The organism is Helicobacter mastomyrinus (assembly GCF_039555295.1).
GTDB classification, from domain to species: Bacteria; Campylobacterota; Campylobacteria; order Campylobacterales; family Helicobacteraceae; genus Helicobacter_C; species Helicobacter_C mastomyrinus.
This window is the reverse complement of record NZ_CP145316.1, coordinates 1,166,982-1,181,747: the sequence shown is the minus strand read 5'-3', so window position 1 is coordinate 1,181,747 and position 14,766 is coordinate 1,166,982. Positions and strand designations below refer to the sequence as shown.

At 39.4% G+C, this 14,766-nt stretch carries 15 protein-coding genes; 4 read left to right on the top strand and 11 right to left on the bottom strand.

The window, feature by feature from the left end; genetic code table 11:
- Positions 1–3 precede the first annotated feature (3 nt).
- From aroC to V3I05_RS05925, 7 genes are all read right to left on the bottom strand, one after another.
- Positions 4–1,083 carry a chorismate synthase gene (gene aroC, locus V3I05_RS05955; protein ID WP_343352962.1) on the bottom strand — a complete coding sequence of 360 codons (1,080 nt, stop codon included), beginning with the start codon at positions 1,081–1,083 and terminating at the stop codon, positions 4–6.
- Positions 1,080–1,793, bottom strand: coding sequence for a ribonuclease III (gene rnc / locus V3I05_RS05950; protein ID WP_295698842.1), 714 nt, complete (start codon positions 1,791–1,793; stop codon positions 1,080–1,082). The genes aroC and rnc overlap by 4 nt, the downstream gene beginning before the upstream one ends.
- Entirely contained in the window at positions 1,790–2,224 is a 435-nt protein-coding gene (gene rnhA, locus V3I05_RS05945; RefSeq protein WP_295698844.1) for a ribonuclease HI, read from the bottom strand. Before rnhA ends, rnc begins: the two co-directional genes overlap by 4 nt.
- A complete protein-coding gene (locus V3I05_RS05940) occupies positions 2,199–3,278 on the bottom strand; it encodes a tetratricopeptide repeat protein (RefSeq protein WP_295698846.1) in 1,080 nt (359 codons plus the stop codon). The genes rnhA and V3I05_RS05940 overlap by 26 nt, the downstream gene beginning before the upstream one ends.
- A 2-nt stretch (positions 3,279–3,280) precedes the next feature.
- Positions 3,281–4,117 carry a peptidylprolyl isomerase gene (locus V3I05_RS05935; RefSeq protein ID WP_295698847.1) on the bottom strand — a complete coding sequence of 279 codons (837 nt, stop codon included), beginning with the start codon at positions 4,115–4,117 and terminating at the stop codon, positions 3,281–3,283.
- Between the two features lie 137 nt (positions 4,118–4,254).
- The gene (locus tag V3I05_RS05930; RefSeq protein ID WP_300447247.1) at positions 4,255–4,389 is read right to left on the bottom strand and encodes a hypothetical protein; all 135 of its coding nucleotides are present in this window, start codon (positions 4,387–4,389) and stop codon (positions 4,255–4,257) included.
- Between the two features lie 258 nt (positions 4,390–4,647).
- Positions 4,648–5,145, bottom strand: a complete 498-nt coding sequence (locus V3I05_RS05925; RefSeq protein WP_295698849.1) for a flavodoxin — start codon at positions 5,143–5,145, stop codon at positions 4,648–4,650.
- A 160-nt stretch (positions 5,146–5,305) separates the two neighbouring features.
- Between V3I05_RS05925 and V3I05_RS05920 the strand changes: the two genes are divergently transcribed.
- The gene (locus V3I05_RS05920; RefSeq protein WP_343352961.1) at positions 5,306–7,990 is read left to right on the top strand and encodes a Plug domain-containing protein; all 2,685 of its coding nucleotides are present in this window, start codon (positions 5,306–5,308) and stop codon (positions 7,988–7,990) included.
- 78 nt (positions 7,991–8,068) lie between these two features.
- On the opposite strand, the gene V3I05_RS05915 is transcribed toward V3I05_RS05920, so the two are convergent.
- The 4 genes from V3I05_RS05915 to V3I05_RS05900 form a co-directional block, all read right to left on the bottom strand.
- Positions 8,069–9,115: an SMP-30/gluconolactonase/LRE family protein gene (locus tag V3I05_RS05915; RefSeq protein WP_343352960.1), complete on the bottom strand. Its 1,047-nt coding sequence runs from the start codon at positions 9,113–9,115 to the stop codon at positions 8,069–8,071.
- A 311-nt stretch (positions 9,116–9,426) separates the two neighbouring features.
- Positions 9,427–9,882 (bottom strand): thioredoxin-dependent thiol peroxidase, encoded by a 456-nt coding sequence (gene bcp / locus V3I05_RS05910; RefSeq protein ID WP_295698854.1) that lies wholly within the window; start codon positions 9,880–9,882, stop codon positions 9,427–9,429.
- Positions 9,879–10,829 carry a tetraacyldisaccharide 4'-kinase gene (locus V3I05_RS05905; RefSeq protein ID WP_343352958.1) on the bottom strand — a complete coding sequence of 317 codons (951 nt, stop codon included), beginning with the start codon at positions 10,827–10,829 and terminating at the stop codon, positions 9,879–9,881. Before V3I05_RS05905 ends, bcp begins: the two co-directional genes overlap by 4 nt.
- A complete protein-coding gene (locus V3I05_RS05900) occupies positions 10,816–11,649 on the bottom strand; it encodes an NAD+ synthase (RefSeq protein ID WP_343352956.1) in 834 nt (277 codons plus the stop codon). Before V3I05_RS05900 ends, V3I05_RS05905 begins: the two co-directional genes overlap by 14 nt.
- A gap of 154 nt (positions 11,650–11,803) precedes the next feature.
- Between V3I05_RS05900 and petA the strand changes: the two genes are divergently transcribed.
- The 3 genes from petA to V3I05_RS05885 are packed head-to-tail and all read left to right on the top strand — an operon-like array spanning position 11,804 to position 14,660.
- Entirely contained in the window at positions 11,804–12,313 is a 510-nt protein-coding gene (petA, locus tag V3I05_RS05895; RefSeq protein ID WP_343352955.1) for a ubiquinol-cytochrome c reductase iron-sulfur subunit, read from the top strand.
- Between the two features lie 9 nt (positions 12,314–12,322).
- Positions 12,323–13,552, top strand: coding sequence for a cytochrome bc complex cytochrome b subunit (locus V3I05_RS05890; protein WP_343352953.1), 1,230 nt, complete (start codon positions 12,323–12,325; stop codon positions 13,550–13,552).
- A gap of 1 nt (position 13,553) precedes the next feature.
- Positions 13,554–14,660: a c-type cytochrome gene (locus tag V3I05_RS05885; RefSeq protein ID WP_343352952.1), complete on the top strand. Its 1,107-nt coding sequence runs from the start codon at positions 13,554–13,556 to the stop codon at positions 14,658–14,660.
- Positions 14,661–14,766: the final 106 nt, after the last annotated feature.

Sequence of the window (14,766 nt, the reverse complement as noted above, 5' to 3'; positions counted from 1 at the left end):
CAACTATAAACATTCATAAACCTTTTTGATAAAGGATAATTGCGAAGTGGTATGCAAAAGTAGCATATCAGCTAATACGAGCGCTACCATCGCCTTAGCCACTACACTGCCACGCACTGCCACGCAAGGATCGTGCCGTCCTTTGATATGGCATATTTGCTCCTCACCTTGTGTATTGAGCGTTTGTTGTGGGATAAAAATGCTCGGCGTGGGCTTAAAATAGGTCTTTAGCAAAAGTGTATTGCCATTGCTAATACCGCCTAAAATGCCCCCGCTGTGATTACTCATAAAGCCCTCTTTGCTCATCTCATCATTATGCTCATTGCCATATTGCATACTTGAACGCACCCCATCGCCAATTTCTACCGCTTTGATAGCATTAAGCCCCATTAATGCTGCCCCTAGCGCCCCATCTAAGCGATGATAAAGCGGCTCACCTAATCCCGCAGGAATGCCCTCTGCACGGATAAATGCCACTCCACCAATGCTATTGTGCATCTTTTTAGCCTTTTCAATCAATGCCTTTTGTGCTGTTTCACACGTTTTATCCAATGCAAAAATATCACTTTGCTTTGCATAGCTAAAATCATATTGTGTCGCACTAATATCGCCAATAGCATAGATTCCACTCTCTACCTTAATATTGCATTCTTTAAGGAGCATTTGCGCGATAGCTCCTGCGGCTACCCTCGCTGCACTCTCACGTGCGGAGCTACGCCCTCCACCGCGATAATCCCTAATGCCATATTTTTTAAAATATGTATAATCAGCGTGTCCGGGGCGGAAAATGTCTTTAATATTTGCATAATCACTGCTCTTACTAGAAGTATTGGCTATCCATAGCCCTATGGGTGCACCTGTGCTTACCCCATCAAACACTCCGCTTAGAATCTGCACTTTGTCTGGCTCTTTACGTTGTGTGCTATACGCATTGCGTCCGGGTGCACGCTCACACATAGCAGATTCTAAAAATGCTTCATCAATGTATAATCCCGCAGGCACACCATCAATCACGCAGCCTATGCCCTCGCCGTGAGATTCCCCAAAAGTACTTACACGAAATGCCACTCCAAAGGTATTCATTTAGGCTCCTTAATATGAGTTTCTTGTAAAATCTTTTCATAAGCAATTTGTGCGCATTTTTGTTGGGCTTCTTTTTTTGAATGCCCTATTTCACGTGCATATTCTATGCCACGGATATGAAGTGCAATCTCAAAGACTTTTCTATGATCAGGACCATTTTGACCAATAAGCGTATAAGTGGGCACTTCGTGAAATAATGCTTGGGTAATCTCTTGCAGGGCAGTTTTATAATCTGTAAAGAGTGAGGGCAAATCAATTTTTGCATAGTTTGATTCAAGGAGATGATAAACAATTTTACTAAGATATCGAAGATGAGATTCTAAATAAATAGCTCCCATAAGAGCTTCAAACGCATTTGAGAGAATAGAATCTCTCTCTCGTCCATTATTATTCTCTTCAGCTTGTGAAATATAAATAAAATCACCTAGATTAATAGATTTAGCAAGCCTCATAAAACCCGTTTCATTTACAATACAAGCACGAAGCTTGCTTAGCTCTCCCTCTCTAGCACGAGGCAATTTTTTAAATAGATATTCTCCCACAAGCAAGTCCAGCACCGCATCACCTAGAAATTCTAGCCGCTCATTATTATAGGGCTTTTTGCAACTTTTATGTGTGAGGGCTTCAAGTAAAAGTCTTTTGTTTTTAAAATGATAGCCAATTGTATTTTCAAGCAAATACGAATCTTTAGGTAATCTTATATTGGTCATATATCTCCTTTATTAAGAAATGCTTGAGCAGATTGTTTAGCGAGTTTATCGCAAAGCTCATTTTGTGGCACACCCGCGTGGGCTTTCACCCAATGCGCGATGACTTGATGGGGCATAGCAGCTTGTATATAACTTTGCCATAAATCAGGATTCTTTACATCTTTGAACTGCTTTGCCACCCATTTTGTGAGCCACTCATTAATGCCATTACACACATAGCGGGAATCGCTATATAAATGCACGATGCACGGCTCTTTGAGTGCTTTAAGAGATTCTATAACAGCTAAAAGCTCCATACGATTATTCGTCGTATGAGGTTCTCCGCCGGTAAGAATCTTCTGTTTATCCCCAAAAGAAAGAATTCCACACCAGCCGCCTGCGCCTGGATTCCCAAGTGCGCTTCCATCACAATATAGGGTAACTTGCTTCATTATCAATCTTTCGTATTTTACACAGAACATCACTATTAAGCAATTCTCCACAATGCGAACATCGCGCATTTTCAAAAGGAAAGATATGTTTACAGCTATGGCAGCGATATTCAAAGTCTAAATCCACTGCCAAAGCGGAATACTGCTTTAAGATTCTCATATTTTCTAGCTCAAACATACTGCAACTTTGATTATCCACTATCCAGCCTTTTGCACGATACACATCAGCAATCTCCTTGTGTGTGATAGATTCTAGTGGCACATCTACCCTCTCAAACTGCCATAAAATATCAAGCAATTTTGCTATATTGTGGCTTTTTAGCACTTCTTCCCAAAAAAGCGAGTGGTTGGTATCTTTGAAAAATGCAAGAATAATCCTCTCAAGCTTTGGTTCTTTATCTTTCATCTTAGATAATTTGCTTATCTTGCTTGCAAGAGGTATATTATGGCTATTAATTAATAATAATGTGTGGAGATATAACTTATTTAACCCAATAGCATAAAAAAACCGCTCATTTCTGCTTGAAGGATCATTTTCATAAATCTCCTCAATACACTCAAGTGCGTCAATGGCATTTTCATACTCATTCAAACGCTCATAGGTTTTTAGCAGATAAATCAGCACTTGTGGATTTTTAGGATAATTTTTAAGAATCTCCAAAAAAATATTTTTTGCCCTTTGCAAGAATCCAGCGGCATAATAGGCACTCCCAAGATTCTGTAATATTTCAACCTTTGACTTAGCGCCCTCTTTAGAATGCTCTAAATTTTCCAAAATACTTAGATAAATCTTAATAGCTTCTTGCGTATCGCCACTTTGGATATAGGCATTGGCGATAAATTGCAAGGTGGGGATAGGATTTTGAGAAAGCCTAAGAAACTCCTCTACACCCTCTCTAAGCCCTATAAACTCATAGGATTTTGCAAGATTTTTAAGGGAAGTTTCTTTTTGTCTTTCTTTGTAACGATTGCGGTAGTAATCAAGCAGAATTGCTATTGCAACAATACTAACAAGTATAACAATACCAACAAGTGGGTCAGTATAAGAAAACATCGCTATTCTCTTAGAGTAATGATATTAGCACTTGAGCGAATCTTATTAAAATGTTCTTTTATGATACTTTGCTCTTTTTGTGCCATAATTTTTTGACTTACAAGTCCTTTGGCTTCTTCAAAATTAAGTATTTTCTCACCTAGCCTCTCTTTTATCAAAAAACTTACATAGCCATTACCTCCTGTGGTGAGCACGGGGGTAAATTCATTATTAGGGGTATGTATGAAGATTTGCGCAATTTGCGGAGTGAGAGAAGAGAGTGCGATAGTTTCATTAAACTTCTGCACCCCTTGCACACTTTGCTTGGGCGCACTCATCGCCTTTTCCAAATCAGCTTCATTTTGTGCAAGATAACGCACCACACTTACTTGTGATGGAACCATAAATTCACTTTTATGATGAGTATAGTATTTGAGCAACTCTTCTTCACTTGAAATACTGATATTAGAAGCGAGGATTCGTTGCATAAGTTCTTTGGTTTGCAACTGCTTTTTGACCTCTGCCCTATATTCCTGTAAGCTCATTCCCTCACGGGTTACTTTGCTTAAAAGCCGTTCTTTGCTAAGATTAGCATTTGCAGCAATTAGCGCAATTTCCTCATCAATTTTAAAATCATCTACATTGATTTTAAAACGTTCGATTTCATCATCTTTTAATCGCTCATTAATTAGAAAGTCAATAGCTGCCTGCCTAGAGATTTTACGTTGTGCCTGCAAAGATTGAATCTCATATAATGTAATTGCGTGTCCATTCACCCGTAAAGCCACACCAGCGACTATTTCAGCATATATGCTAGCAACACACACACACAACATAAAGCCATAAATGACAAATTTCATTTTTATCCTTTGATATTTGGGTGAGAGATTCTACCATATCAAAGCAACTTCAAGACAATTTAAATATCCTCCACTTAAAGCTTAAATTAAGTATTGGATAAACGCCCTCACTTTTTGAGAATAACAAAAATGAAAATCTACATTGTCGATTCATAACTTCTAGGAGATAGCCATCCGTTTATGTCGTTTATTTCATAATTTATAATCTGCTCTGGCACTTGGCTTTCTGGCATAGGCTTAGAAGCAATAAGACTATATAAGATATTTGCCATACAAAACGCTCAGAGTAACAAAAAATGGGGGTGGGGATAAAGAAAATTAATATACAAAATTCTATCACGATAATGTAGCCATAAGAATCTAACCTTTAAAAACTCACCTAATAAATTTCTAAGGTAACGTCTTAGCCATAAACTAATACATTTTGTCCTTACAGAATCTGCCTTATGGCTACATAAATGCGAAAAGATATTTGCACTGCCCAAGAAAACTATAGAGCACGAAGTGTAAAGCGCAGTTATAAGCAAATCTTAAGCAAAAGCACCTTTGATAGTATTTACCCAATTTTGGATTCTATCATTGCTTAAATCCTCTTGATTCACCTCATCGATGATAAGCCCCACGAACTTGCCATTTACCACCGCTTCGCTATCATCATAAGTATAGCCATCTGTGCTTGTTTGCCCAATGATTTTGCCTTGCTTTGATACTTTTTGATAAATCGCAGCGATACCATTGCAGAATGTATCACTATATACTTCTTGGTCGCCAACGCCCACAAGCGCGATAGTTTTCCCCGCGAATACCCCCTCATCTAAGCCTGAAAGAAAACTATCCCAATCATCTTGCAAATCACCTGAACCATAAGTAGGTGTAGCCAAAATAAGATTGCTAAAGCCTTTTATATCATCAGCTTTAGCCTTAGCCACATCAAATACTTCACAATCACCCAATTTATCGGCGATTCTCTGTGCTACTTCTTGTGTCGTGCCACCATCACTTCCGTAAAATAAACCAACTTTTTGCATTGTAAGTCTCCTTTTTTTAGTATAGAAATGATAGCTTATAGCAAAAAAGATAATAAAAAGTAAAACTCTCGTCAATTATAATAAAATAATAATTATTTTTAATTTTTATTTAAGTATTAAATCTTTAGAATTCATAAAATTTAATTTTAGGGTAAAAAGAATGAAAATAAATCCTATCAACTTATCCCTACTTATGCTTGTGTCTCAAGTGGTAATCTATGCCGATGAGGATTCGCAATTAGCGCAAGTCCCCCCTCCCCCCAGAAATATAGAAGATAAAAGCGATAAAAATACGCAAAGACAAGTCAAACTCTCTACTTCTGTCGTAACTGCTCCCACTGATTTAGAAACCTACCAAAGTGGAGAGACTATTAATCAACAAATGTTAGAGACTAATCCTAGCGGTAATGGAGACATCACAAGCATACTTAGAATCCTTCCCAATGTCCAATATGATAACGCACAGCTAAAAAGCACCACACCCGGAGAAATCGACCCTGCAAATATTAGCATAAGCGGAGGGCTTTTCTATCAAAATAACTTCCAGCTTGATGGATTTAATATCAATAATGATCTAGACCCAGCAGGTGGCACAACAAATGGTCCCGCTGCTTTAAAGAGCGGCAGGAGTCAAGGTTTCAATATCGATACTTCACTTTTAGAATCTGTCTCTGTGCAAGATTCTAATATCTCTGCAGCCTATGGGCGGTTTACCGGTGGGGTGGTAGAGGCAAATATCCGCAAACCTCGCAATGATGGCTTTCACGGAAACATTAGCTATCAATACACGAGTGATAAATTCACACGATACTTTATCCACGAAAATGCAGAATCTGCCTTTGCCACTTCAAGTGATGAAAACTATCAGCCTCATTTCACAAAGCACCTCATCAAAGCAAGTGTGGAGGGCTATATAACAAAAAATTTAGGTTTAATCGGAGCATTTTCCACGACAAGAAGCTATATTCCACTCAATGCCTATTCCACCATAGCCACTGCTAATACAACCATAACATCAGCAGAAGCTAATACTCAAAGAGAGCAAAAAAGAATAAGTGATAATTACTACCTCAAAGCCCATTATAATCCCACAGAATCTTTTACTCTAGAAGCAAATATCGGCTATATACCGCAATTTAATACTTATTACAATAATGTTGCTAAAAATAGCTACTACACTATGCAAAGCGGTGGTTGGCAAGCAGGGCTAAAGGCTCTATGGGATACGAGTTTAGGACTATGGACAAATAACTTAGGTTATTCACGTTTGCAAAACTCAAGGCGAAGCGATGCGAGTTATTTTTTTAGTTGGTATGCAAGTAGCGAAAAAAATTGGGCGATAAATTCTGCAGGGAGGGCAGGAGAAGGCGGTTATGGTGATAATGACCAACTACAAAATACATTAACCTACAAAAGCGATATGGCTTTTGAGCCTTTAGATATATGGAAAACTTCACATACTTTTCGCATAGGTGGGGAGCTAAGCTATCAAAGCCTTGCAAACAATCGATTGACCGACTATTATGGATTTAGTAACCCTGTAAATACAAATAATATGAATTGTCCTGTTGGAGCTGATAATTTGGGGCTTTATGCTTGTAGCAATGCTTCTCCTATAACCACCGCTCAATCTTCTTGGAGCGGACAATATTTCAATGCCGTGAATCTTTATCTGCCTAAGGGGACATTGGAACTCAATACCTTTTCTTATGGAATTTTTGCAGAAGATGATATAAAGCTTTATTTGCAACAATATGGAGAGATAAATACACGATTTGGGCTTAGGCTAGATGGCGATAACTATATGGATAAGCATACTCTAGCCCCTCGATTCTCAATGAATTACACTACACCAGCCAATAGAGCATATAAAAGCACCTTTATCTTTGGAGCAAATCGCTACTATGGACGCAATTTATTTTCTTATCGACTTTATGACGCACTCTCTACAACTGCAGGAACGTATAATCGCACTTCTCCCACAGATGATTGGGTTTTTACTCCAAATAATAACCGCACTTCTAGCACAAAATTTAGCCAACTCAATGTGCCTTATGATGATGAGCTAATGATAGGGATTACACAAAATCTATGGGCTTTTAATGCGACATTGAAATACATTCATAGAGAGGGCAAAGATGAGATAATGAGACGAAGTAGAAGCACTTCAAGTGGTAATGCCCCTGCTATTGCGGGATATAGCAATACGTATAATTTCTATACCAATGATGGCAGCTCTCAAAGCGATATCATCACCTTCACACTTAATAATATCACACCACTAGAGACTTTTGGGGTGAAACATCACTATTTATTGGCATTTGACTACACGAACACCAAACGCACTTATAATCTTTTTTCTGCAGATGAAGCATATTTTGATGATAATGATATTGTTTATAATGGAGAGATTATCAAATATCGCAATAGACCTACGGATAACTACACACGTCCTTACACCTTGCGACTGAATACCACACATAGCTTTAATATTTGGAAAACTAAATGGCTATGGAATAACTTTTTTAGATATAGAGCGGGATATGAGCGAATGGTGCTACTTACTCGCACGAGTGCGGGGTATAATCCTAATTATAGCAACCTCCAGCAATATGGTAAAATGCGCTTTCAAGGTGCTTTTACTTGGGATATGCGGATAGGTTTTGATGTCAATGTCTATAAGGGCAATACATTATTTATGAATCTTGATATATACAACGTATTGAATACACAAAATATGACGACTACCAGCGGCTCTAATACCCTAGTCTATGCTACTAGCACGGCTATCCCTGTCTATGAAGTTGGCAGGCAATTTTGGCTACAAGTGGGGTATCGGTATTAATACTTGACAAATAGCTATCTCTGCTCTCCTCTCACAAGCACCAATAAGGAGAAACAAAACAACCCCTATATGCTTCCCCTATCTCTTAACCCCCGATTGCACTTTGAGACTAAATACATAAATTTTTGAGAGAGAAGCTACATAAAGTCGCATTTGCTTGTCTTTTGTAGCACGCAGGCCTTGTTTTTGCAAGGCTGCTAATGCCTCATCATTAAGGCTAAAGGCAAAGTTACCCACCACTTGAGGTAAGATAATCTCTCCTATCACCTTCCCCTTTGGGCTAAAAACCTGTATGCCACTCTGGCTGCTTGACCATACATTGCCCTGCTTATCTACCTTAATACCATCAGGAAATCCAGATTCTATAACCACAAATACCCTGCCCTTACGCAATGTCTTATCCTTATCAATGTTATATGCAAGTATTTGGTGCTTCAAACCCTTATCATTCACATTATATGCTAGCTCACTATCAGCAATATAGAGAATCTTCTCATCAGGGCTTAAGGCTAAGCCATTGGGCGTTCTAAGAAGCGGGGTGCGAAGGCGCACAATAGTTTTTGTATGCGATGAATAGCGATAGATAAATTCCCCCTCCTGCTCTGCTTCTCCTCTATAGCCCTCAAGTGGATTGAGTAAGCCAAACTTAGGATCGCTAAACCAAATATCGCCATCACTATCGACAATCACATCATTAGGGCTATTGAATTTCTTATTTTGATAGGAATCTATAAGCACTTCCCACTCTGCCTTACCCTGCGTGTTTAATCTCTCAATAGCCCGCTTCCCGTGTGAAGCAGCGATGATTCTACCCTCTCTATCAAGGGTATGTCCATTTTGAAAATGCGATGGCATAAGCCAAGTGTGAATCTTAGAGCGAGTAACATCATCTTGATTTATCCTTACTTCTAAGACTTTATTTGCCTTGACATCGCTTACAATCACATTGCCATTAGGCAGCACTTGGGGACCCTCCAGCCAAATGCCCTTATCATAAAGCACAACAGGCTGCTTAGTAGTATCAATAAGGGCATTAAAAGTTTCATCATATACCTTAAAGCTTACCTCCTTTGCCTGCATAATCCCGCAAAATATCATCAAGAGGGCTAATCGTAATTGATACATTATTATCCTTGTCAAAGTTGCAAAATGCAGATTCTAGCATATTGTAAATGCTGTTTAGACCCCTGCACTGCTGTAGGCAAAACCACTTACATACTCCACATATTGTGCTACTGCAATGTATTCGCCGCATTCACACAGAGCAGTTTGCTAGATTACCCTCTCACTCCACATTATGCAAAGTGAATTTTAAGGTTTAGATTCTCTATTTTTTCTCCTAATACAAGGCATTAAGTAATCTCAATGCTTTCCCCTATAAAAATGAGACAAAAAAGCATCTAAGAAGTGCATTTGCAATGCCATTGCCTATTTACCTATAAACTCTCTAATACCTTTTGAGCGTGTCCTTTGGCGCGGACATTATAAAAGCTTTGTTCTATCAAGCCATTTTGATTGATGATAAAAGTGCTGCGGATAATGCCCTGCACTTCCTTGCCATACATCATTTTTGTGCCATACGCACCATAAGAGCTTGCCACGCTTTTATCACTATCGCTTAACAAAAGCACTTTGAGCGATTTTTTATCAATAAAATTTTTATGGCATTTAGGACTATCAGGGCTAATGCCTACGATTATGGCATTTTTCGCACTAAACTCTTCAAGTAATGCGCTAAACTCCTCTGCTTCAATAGTGCAGCCGGGCGTATTGTCCTTAGGATAAAAATATACAACAACCTTCTTGCTTAATAAATCTTGCAAGGCAATCTCTATTCCATCGGCACTTGGCAATCTAAAAAACGGTGCTTTATCTCCATTTTGTAATCTCATACTCTCTCCTTTTGATTGGGTTTAGAATCCTGCAAATCCACAGGGCTATCAAAACATTCTATATATGTCCTTATACTTTCTAAAATATCAGGCTTTATTGTGAGTTTTAGCCTCATCATGCTTAGAGGCAGCCCATAATCAAGCAATTTTACCTCATCTTTGCTCGTTACAAGCAAACTTGTGGCATTGTATTGACTGATGGCTTGTTCTAAAAATGCCTTGTCAAATCGCGCGTGATCACTTAGTGTAATCTTACCCACCACATCGGGCAAAAATTCATCAAGTCGCGCGGGATTGGCAATAGCGGTTAAAAGCAGCATTCTCTGACTTGGGGATTCTATATTCACCTCCCGCGTATAGTCTATCCCCTCGCGCACAAGAATATCTGCCGCTTTATAGGCACTTGGAATCTCGCGATACATACCGCTTGGCAGACAGAGGGAAAAATAAGGCTTCAAAAGCGGTATAAGCACGATATTAAGCTTTTTAAAAGCAAAGCGGAATCCATCATCTAAAAACACGACTTTTGCGCCCATTTGCTTGGCTTTTTCTATGGCTTTTTTTCTATCTTTGCATACGATAACACTCGCGTTTTTTAGCTCCCTTGCAAGGAGATATGGTTCATCGCCAGATTCTAATTGTGAGACGCGAATCTCCCCCCATTCACTCACGACTACAAGTCCTTTTGAAGCACGTTTATAGCCCCTTGAGACAATTGCTACTTTTTCAAAATGCCTTGCTGTTTCGATAATAAAAGGCGTTTTGCCGCTGCCCCCTACGACGAGATTCCCCAAGCTCACAATCGGCAGGGAAAAATCATAGAATTTTCCACATTTACGTCTTATCAAAGCACATATCCCATACAGCAATGAAACAGGTAAAAGCGTGATACTTAAGCACTTTTGCCATATATTTGGGTTATAAAAATAACTATCAATCCACCGCATTGCATTCTCTATAATGAAATATCGTAGGCATTGTGCGCTTAAAGGCATTGTTCCACACACGCGCACATAAGGATTCTACCATATTAGCTTCAAAGCCCTTTTTGCATAAAATATTTTTTATCTCCTCGCGAGATTCTATATCTATGTCTATGCCGCCCATATCGCTAAGAGCGCGTAAAAAGGTATCAATACATTCATAGCTGTATCCTAAATCCGCTTCATCACTTTGATTAAAAAGCAAATCCGCACTAGGCTTTTTGCTAATGATATGTTGAGGCACTCCAAGCATTTGCGCGAGGGCAAACACCTCTGTCTTATAAAGCCCACCAATAGGATTAATCGCACAGGCTAAATCCCCAAAAATCGTCCCATAGCCTAAAAGAATCTCGCTCTTATTGCTTGTACCTAAGACAAGGGCATTATCCGCACTCGCACCATCATAGAGGAATGCCATACGCATTCTTGCGCAGAAATTCCCCATACGCATTTTCTGCAGACTATCAAGCTTACTCATCAATCTATCTAGCTCCATACCCTCCTCTTGTGCGAAGCTTTTTTGAAATGGGCTTAACTGAATGATTTTACTATCAATGTCTAAAAATTGTGTCAAAGAGAGGGCATCATCAAAATGTGTATGATGCGAGCTAAGGGAGGGCATAAGCAATGCACGGACATTGTCTTTCCCCAATGCTATAACTGCTAAAAATGCCACTACCGCGGAATCCACCCCACCGCTTAAGCCCAAAATGGCTTTTTTGAACCCACGTTTTTCAAATTGCTTTTGTATAAATCGTGTGCCTTCTTGCACAAAAGCGTCCATTTGTATCCTTAAACTTGATTGAAATTTCGATGTTGCACATTATAACATAGTTAAAAATAAACAAAAACTTTAACAAAAATAAACAATATTTAAGCCTTTTTTTCATACGATAACAAGTTTTTTTAGAATCTACACAAAAAGATAAGGAGAAAAGATGCAAGACGCAAAAAGACGCGATTTTTTAGGAATGGCTCTAGGTGGCCTTGCTGCTGTGGGCACACTCGCTTCTCTGTATGCTATGAAGCGTTCTTGGGACCCATTGCCTAGTGTTGTATCGGCTGGATTCACGACATTTGATTTAAGCGCATTGCAAGAAGGTGTGCTTCAAACGGTGGAATGGAGAGGAAAGCCTGTATATATTCTTAAAAAGGTAGCAGGTAGCCAAAAGACAGAGGGTAGAGACTTTGAAGTAAATGGTGCGATTTACACAGTAGGGATTCAAATTTGCACCCATTTAGGTTGTATCCCCGGATTCAATCAAGGAACGCAGGAATTTGCTTGTGCGTGCCACGGGGGACGATTTAACGCTTCTGGTGTGAATGAGGCTGGGACTCCACCACCTCGTCCTATGGATATTCCGCCGTTTAAGATTGATGGGACAAAAATGGTATTAGGTGAAGAGGGGCAGGAATACAAAGCCCTTTTTGAAACAAAAAAGGCGTAAGGAGACAATATGGAAGTGAAAAAAGCTGAAGGCTTGGTGGATTGGCTAGACCAACGCCTTGCTATCAAAAAATTCTTAGAAGTGATGATGACTAAATATTGGATTCCCAAAAACATCAACTTCTTGTGGGCGATGGGTGTAGTGCTACTCACATTATTTGCTTTACTTGTGGTGTCTGGATTCTTTCTTTTATCCTATTACAAGCCTGATGTGAATCTAGCTTTTGATAGTGTGAATCAAACAATTATGACTGAGGTGGCATTTGGCTGGTTATGGCGACATATCCACGCAGTGGCTGCAAGTATGATATTCCTCATTATTTATATCCATATGTTTGTGGCTATTTATTATGGCTCGTTTAAAAGAGGGCGTGAGATGGTATGGATTGGCGGTATGCTACTTTTTGTGCTTTTCTCTGCAGAGGCTTTTAGCGGCTATATGCTTCCTTGGGGGCAAATGAGCTATTGGGCGGCTGCTGTGATTACCAATCTTTTTGGCGGTATTCCTGTAATTGGTCCTGATGTGGTAGAATGGGTGCGTGGTAACTTCGTCGTGGCAGATTCTACACTAACACGTTTCTTTATGCTTCACGTATGCCTTTTGCCTATCGTGATTCTTGGAGTGATTGCACTGCATTTTTATACATTGAGAATGCCCCACGTAAATAATGAAGATGGTGAGCATATCGATTATGAAGCAGAGGCAAAAAAATATGAAGAGGGCAAAAAGAAAGAATCTAAAGTCATTCCTTTCTGGCCTGTATTCCTTTCAAAAGATATTTTTGTAGTATGTCTGTTTATGATAGGATTCTTTTATTTAGTGTGCTTCCACTTTGATTTTGCAATGGATCCTATTAACTTTGACCCCGCAAATAATCTCAAAACCCCTGCTCATATTTACCCTGAATGGTATTTCTTGTGGAGCTATGAGGTATTACGCGGATTTTTCTTCAGTGCTGACCTTGGGCTTATTGCTTTTGGTATCGCACAAGTAGCATTTTTATTCTTGCCTTGGCTAGATAGAAGCCCTAGAATTGCTCCTGCACATAAACGCCCGGGTTATTTTGTGTGGTATTGTCTGCTTATTATTGATATGGTTGTGCTTACTATCTTTGGTAAGCTTCCTCCTGAAGGGATAAATAACTTTATTGGTTTTGTTGCTTCTATTGGATTCTTATTTCTTGTATTTGTAGCATTACCAATTGTAACCATCATTGAAAACAAGAAAGGAGCACACTAAAATGAAAGAGATAAAAATTTTAGCCATTATCGTAGTCATTGTGGGTGTGCTGTATTGGGGTGTAGAGCCATTGGCACATTCTATTTTCCACCCTGAAGTAGCTAAGGCTGATTTTGAGTTCAAAGATTTGCAAGACATTGATGTAAGCAAAGGCGATGCAGAGCGTGGAAAGACACTTGTAGAGACTAATTGTGCCTCTTGCCACTCGCTTAAAGATGTGGGTATTGAAGGTGGAAATATGGCAATGTATTTCCGCGATAATAAAGAAGCCACCGTCTTTACACCTGACCTTTCCACGGCAGGCGCTATCTATAATGAAAAATTTTTGGCAAACTTGATTCTTGATCCTGTCAATACACTTCATCTTGCCCATAAGTTCCCTAATGGCGACTTCCCAATGGTGCAATACTTTGGCAATGTAGATGCGAATCAAGAAGTAGCCGATATGGTGGCTTATCTTAAGTCAATAGGTGCTATCGCGCTTAAAAAACAAGTGTTAGAATCCGAAGAGTTTGCTACTAAAAAAGAGGCGATTGAAAAAGCCGATGTCTCTAATGAACAAAAGCAAAAGCAAATCGCTACGCTTGAAGAAAAGCTCACAGATAAAGCAGTATTCCTCAATGCTTGTTCTCGCTGCCACACGATGAAATATGACAAAGTGGCTTCTCACACTACACCCGAAAGCCTCAATGTATATCTTGGCTCTACTGCGCCGGATTTGTCTATGATGATTCGCAGCAAGGGTGTGCATTATTTGGAATATTTCATTAATGACCCTCAAAAGGTATCTTACAAGGCGATACAAGAGGCGATTATTCAAAAAGAAGGCGCATTGCCAACAAGCAATGACAAAAAGAGCGATTGGCAAGATGAGCGCGATTATAGCAATCTTGCTAAAGAGCTTGGTGTAATGCCTGTGGGACTTTCTATGCCGCGTGTGGGCTTGACGCAAGAAGCGCAAGAACGTGTTATTGCATATTTAGAATCTATTGGCGATGCTAAAAAGGCTGAGCGTGAGCATTTAGGCGTGTATTTGATGATTTTCTTTGCGGTGATGAGCGTGCTTGCATACTTGTGGAAAAGACGCATTTGGAGCCAAGTGCATTAATTCCCTCTCCCCCTCTAGGCTCTCCTTTGTGAGAGCCTCTTCTTGTTGACATTATTATAATCTAGCTTCTCCTCTATAGCAAAAGATTTTCTATATTCTAAAATAT

What these genes read in the sequence shown, in the direction of transcription:
- aroC (WP_343352962.1), bottom strand. Translation starts at nt 1,083, where the DNA reads ATGAATACCTTTGGAGTGGCATTTCGTGTAAGTACTTTTGGGGAATCT.
- rnc (WP_295698842.1), bottom strand. Translation starts at nt 1,793, where the DNA reads ATGACCAATATAAGATTACCTAAAGATTCGTATTTGCTTGAAAATACA.
- rnhA (WP_295698844.1), bottom strand. Translation starts at nt 2,224, where the DNA reads ATGAAGCAAGTTACCCTATATTGTGATGGAAGCGCACTTGGGAATCCA.
- V3I05_RS05940 (WP_295698846.1), bottom strand. Translation starts at nt 3,278, where the DNA reads ATGTTTTCTTATACTGACCCACTTGTTGGTATTGTTATACTTGTTAGT.
- V3I05_RS05935 (WP_295698847.1), bottom strand. Translation starts at nt 4,117, where the DNA reads ATGAAATTTGTCATTTATGGCTTTATGTTGTGTGTGTGTGTTGCTAGC.
- V3I05_RS05930 (WP_300447247.1), bottom strand. Translation starts at nt 4,389, where the DNA reads ATGGCAAATATCTTATATAGTCTTATTGCTTCTAAGCCTATGCCAGAA.
- V3I05_RS05925 (WP_295698849.1), bottom strand. Translation starts at nt 5,145, where the DNA reads ATGCAAAAAGTTGGTTTATTTTACGGAAGTGATGGTGGCACGACACAA.
- V3I05_RS05920 (WP_343352961.1), top strand. Translation starts at nt 5,306, where the DNA reads ATGAAAATAAATCCTATCAACTTATCCCTACTTATGCTTGTGTCTCAA.
- V3I05_RS05915 (WP_343352960.1), bottom strand. Translation starts at nt 9,115, where the DNA reads ATGTATCAATTACGATTAGCCCTCTTGATGATATTTTGCGGGATTATG.
- bcp (WP_295698854.1), bottom strand. Translation starts at nt 9,882, where the DNA reads ATGAGATTACAAAATGGAGATAAAGCACCGTTTTTTAGATTGCCAAGT.
- V3I05_RS05905 (WP_343352958.1), bottom strand. Translation starts at nt 10,829, where the DNA reads ATGCGGTGGATTGATAGTTATTTTTATAACCCAAATATATGGCAAAAG.
- V3I05_RS05900 (WP_343352956.1), bottom strand. Translation starts at nt 11,649, where the DNA reads ATGGACGCTTTTGTGCAAGAAGGCACACGATTTATACAAAAGCAATTT.
- petA (WP_343352955.1), top strand. Translation starts at nt 11,804, where the DNA reads ATGCAAGACGCAAAAAGACGCGATTTTTTAGGAATGGCTCTAGGTGGC.
- V3I05_RS05890 (WP_343352953.1), top strand. Translation starts at nt 12,323, where the DNA reads ATGGAAGTGAAAAAAGCTGAAGGCTTGGTGGATTGGCTAGACCAACGC.
- V3I05_RS05885 (WP_343352952.1), top strand. Translation starts at nt 13,554, where the DNA reads ATGAAAGAGATAAAAATTTTAGCCATTATCGTAGTCATTGTGGGTGTG.